Consider the following 3,962-nt stretch of genomic DNA (forward strand, 5'->3'; position numbering starts at 1 on the left):
GGAGCGGGTCGCCCCGGAGAACGTTGCCCGTACCTCGGTCGACGTCCACGAGCCGGGCCTCACGGCGCCTGCTTCCGGTACCACGGCCGCCGGCTGGCAGGCCATGCGTTTCCGCACCCGGCTCTGGGTGAAACGTGCCCGGATCGTGGGCGTGCGGGTGGCGCGTCTGGTCAGCATTGGCGCTTCCCGCCTGCTTCCGGGCATCCGGTACCTGCTCCGTTCACTGCACCGCAAGTGGCGGCGGTCGCTGCAGTTCAGGACCGTGCTGACAACCCTCATGCTCGCCATCGCGTCTTTCGCGGTCGTCGGCGCGTACCTGTCCAACCAGATCGCCAACAACCTCTTCCAGGAACGGCTCGTCCAGGCCGAATCGGAGACGCGCTACAACGTCAAGCAGGTGCAGGACACCTTCGACGGCGCCCAGGTCACCGATCAGTCCAGCGTCATCACACTCGTCTACGACACCCTGAACGCCGTCGAGGGCCGCGGCTCCGTGATCCAGCGGCGCTACGTTTTTGAGGCGATGCCGGAGCAGACCAAACCCCGCAACCGCTGGGTCGAATCGCGGGCATCGGACCAGCTCACCATCAGCGTCATTCCCACCGAACTGCGCACGGCCGTCCAGGATTCCGGCAAGGAGCAGTTCTGGGCTTCGACGGAGTTCCCGGTGGGCACGGAAGACCGGCCCGGGATCGCCGTCGGCAATAAGGTCACCTTCAACGGCACGGTCTACGAGCTGTACCTCATCTATGACCTCAACACCGCACAAAAGACCCTCGACGAGATCCAGAACGTCCTGCTGGCCGGCGGCGCGGTGCTGGCGCTACTGATTGGTGCCGTGGCCTGGTATGTCACCCGGAATGTGGTCAGCCCGGTCAGCCATGCAGCGCTCGTCTCCGAGAAACTCGCGGCAGGGCAGCTGCAGGAACGCATGGTGGTCAAGGGCGAGGACGAGGTGGCCCGGCTTGGGGCCTCGTTCAACCACATGGCCGCGAGCCTCCAGGAGCAGATCACCCAGCTCGCGACCCTGTCCCAGATGCAGCAGCGCTTCGTCTCCGATGTCTCCCACGAACTGCGGACCCCGCTCACCACCGTGCGGATGGCCGCCGAAGTCCTGTACGACGCGCGCGAAGACTTCGACCCCATCAACAAGCGCTCCGCGGAGCTGCTCTACAACCAGGTGGAGCGCTTCCAGTCCCTCCTGGCCGACCTGCTGGAGATCTCCCGCTTCGACGCGGGCGTAGCCACGCTCGACGCCGAACCGGGCGACATCGTGCAGCTCGTGTCGCATGTGATGGAGGGCGTGGCCCCGGTGGCCGCCGAGTACGGCTCCGAGGTCACCCTCAACGCGCCCGCCGGCAGCATCATCGTGGACATGGATGACCGTCGGATCGACCGGATCCTGCGCAACCTCGTGCTGAATGCGCTGGAACACGGAGAGGGCCGCCCGGTGAACATCTCCGTGGCCGCCAACGACAACGCCGTGGCGGTCGCCGTCCGGGACCACGGCATCGGCTTGGCCCCCGCGGAAGCTGCACGCGTGTTCGACCGGTTCTGGCGCGCCGATCCGGCGCGGGCACGCACCACGGGTGGAAGCGGCCTCGGGTTGTCCATTGCCGCGGAGGACGCGAAACTCCACAACGGCTGGCTCCAGGCATGGGGACGGAAAGGCAGCGGGGCCAACTTCCGCCTAACCCTTGCGCTGCGCCAGGGCGAGACCATCGCGAAGTCCCCACTCCAGCTGGAACCGGTCGACGTCGGCTTTCATGGCGACGGCGGCGAACGGACCATGCTGCTGCTGGACCCCGCCCCGGTAACGCGCGCCGACGGCGGCACCGCTGCAGCCGGCAGCTTGCCCGCCGGCGGGACGCACGACGCCGCCGATACCGGAACCGCGGCCCGCGGAACCCAGGAAACCAGTACCGCAGGCACCGGAACGAAGGACGGGTCATGAGCCACACCCCACGGAAGGCCACCCGCACGGCGGCCGCGCTGCTGGCGGTGCTGCTGTTCCTGCTGACATCGTGCGCCCAGATCCCGCGCTCGGGTCCGGTGGGAAAGAGCACTGACGAGAGCGCAGGGAATCCCAAGAACGCTCCCGTGTTCTTCCCGTCCGCGCCGCGTGAGGGGGCCGGGCCGGACGCCGTGATCGAGGACTTCTACCTCGCCGGCAGCGGCTATGAGGACGACTACGCCGTCGCACGCCAATACCTGACCCAGGCGTCATCGGTGACCTGGAAGCCGGACCAGCGGGTGCTCGTCTTCCGCTCCGCGCGCGTGGTGCCGACCGGCGTCGAAAACGTCTTCAACTACGAACTGGATGTGTCCTACTCCGTCGACGTGGACGGGGTTGCCACCCAGCTGCCGGAGGGAACCAAGGAGAATATCCCCGCCACGCTGACCAAGGTGGACGGGGAATGGCGGATTGCGGAACTCCCGGACGGCACGGCAATCCCGGAGGAGACCTTCAAGGTCATCTATGGCGCCTATCCGATCTATTTTTATGACCCGACGTTCGCGTATGCGGTGCCCGACGTCCGGTGGTTTATCAAGAAGAAGACCGTCAAGGCCATGACCAGCGCCCTCCTCGGCGGTCCGGCCCCGTATCTCAAGGGTGCCGTCGTCAGCGCTTTCCCCTCGGGCATCAAACTGGCCCGCGAGTCGGTCCCGGTTGTCTCCGGCGCCGCCCAGGTGGACCTCACGGCGAAGGACCTCGTGGAGGCCTCCAATGAGGACAGGCTGCGGATGCAGACCCAGCTCGCCCTCACCTTCCGCAGCCAGCCCGACGTCATCACCGTCGAGCTCCGGGCCAACCAGGACCTGGTGCGCGTGGAGGACAACGGTTCGGTCCTTCCGCCGATCCGGGACAAGAACGTCCCGGCCCGCCAGATCGCCGTGAGCAACAACGACCTGGTCCGGTATGAGAACAACAGGATCTCGCCGCTTCCCGACATCCAGCCTGTCTCCGCCCTGGCCCCCCGGGCCCCGGCGGAGTCTCCGGTCTCGCAGTCCGCGGCCTTTCTCAACGCCGGCCGCGGGACGTTGTACTCCATCGTGCCTGGCCAGCCCGCCAGGGCGCTGACCACCCGCGCCACCCTGACCCGTCCGTCGTTCGACCGGTACGACTGGGTCTGGACGGCGGGGCCGGGGGCCAACGGCGCCGCGGAAATGATCGCCTACCGGCCGGTCAACGTGGCAGAAGGCTCCGCTGTCCCAACGGTCACACTGTCACCGGCCTGGCTCGCCGGGCGGTCCGTCAAGGAGTTCCGGGTCTCACGCGAGGGCACCCGGGCCCTCATCCTCACAGAGCAGAACGGCAAGACCAAGGTCCAGGTCGCGGGCATTGTCCGGGCAGCGGACGGCACACCCAAGGAACTCACCGTGCCGATGACCCTGTTGGCGACGAACGATCCGGACCAGGGCGTGTGGGTGGATGACACCACGGTCGCGGTGATGAAGGGCTCCGCAAGCGAATCCGTCACCCCCGAGCTTTTGTCCCTCACGTCGTCCCAGCCGCAGCAACTCGCGCCGTGGCCGGGACTTACCGCGCTCAGCGCCGGCAACGGGGCGGAGGAGATCTACGCGCAGTCCGCGGAAGGGATCTTCCAGCGGCTCGGCAACGGATGGTCCCCTCAGCTCAAGGGGCCGATCGATCCGGCCTACCCGGGCTAGCTAGCGGCCGCAACAGACCCGGGGTCCAACGAGGCCCCGGCCAGTGGTGATCCGGCAGCGCAGCCCGGCTGGTGCCTGTCCTGACCGCGGGGCGGTGATTTTCCACATAGCGGCGCCAGGGGCTGCCGGCTGGCGCCGCGGCGGCGGAACCTTGTCGGGTGGTGACATCCAGGCAAGCCCATGACAGTGACCGGGACGGTGGCCGGAGCGCGGCAACCCGCGCGGCCCGGCGATCGCCGCGCGCAGCCGACCCTGATCTGGGTCCGGCGGCCATTGCTGCGGCGAGACAC

Annotated in this window: 2 protein-coding genes; both read left to right on the plus strand. The window is 68.0% G+C overall.

Annotated elements, in window-relative coordinates; all coding sequences use genetic code 11:
- Nucleotides 1-103: 103 nt before the first annotated feature.
- The gene (gene mtrB, locus K789_RS0103845) at nucleotides 104-1,954 is read left to right on the plus strand and encodes an MtrAB system histidine kinase MtrB (RefSeq protein WP_024365604.1); all 1,851 of its coding nucleotides are present in this window, start codon (nucleotides 104-106) and stop codon (nucleotides 1,952-1,954) included.
- The gene (locus K789_RS0103850) at nucleotides 1,951-3,672 is read left to right on the plus strand and encodes an LpqB family beta-propeller domain-containing protein (RefSeq protein WP_024365605.1); all 1,722 of its coding nucleotides are present in this window, start codon (nucleotides 1,951-1,953) and stop codon (nucleotides 3,670-3,672) included. Before mtrB ends, K789_RS0103850 begins: the two co-directional genes overlap by 4 nt.
- Nucleotides 3,673-3,962: the final 290 nt, after the last annotated feature.

The organism is Arthrobacter sp. TB 26 (assembly GCF_000427315.1).
Taxonomy (GTDB): Bacteria; Actinomycetota; Actinomycetes; order Actinomycetales; family Micrococcaceae; genus Arthrobacter.

Excerpts from the sequence above, each read along its gene's own strand:
- mtrB (WP_024365604.1), top strand. The coding sequence starts at position 104 with ATGCGTTTCCGCACCCGGCTCTGGGTGAAACGTGCCCGGATCGTGGGC.
- K789_RS0103850 (WP_024365605.1), top strand. The coding sequence starts at position 1,951 with ATGAGCCACACCCCACGGAAGGCCACCCGCACGGCGGCCGCGCTGCTG.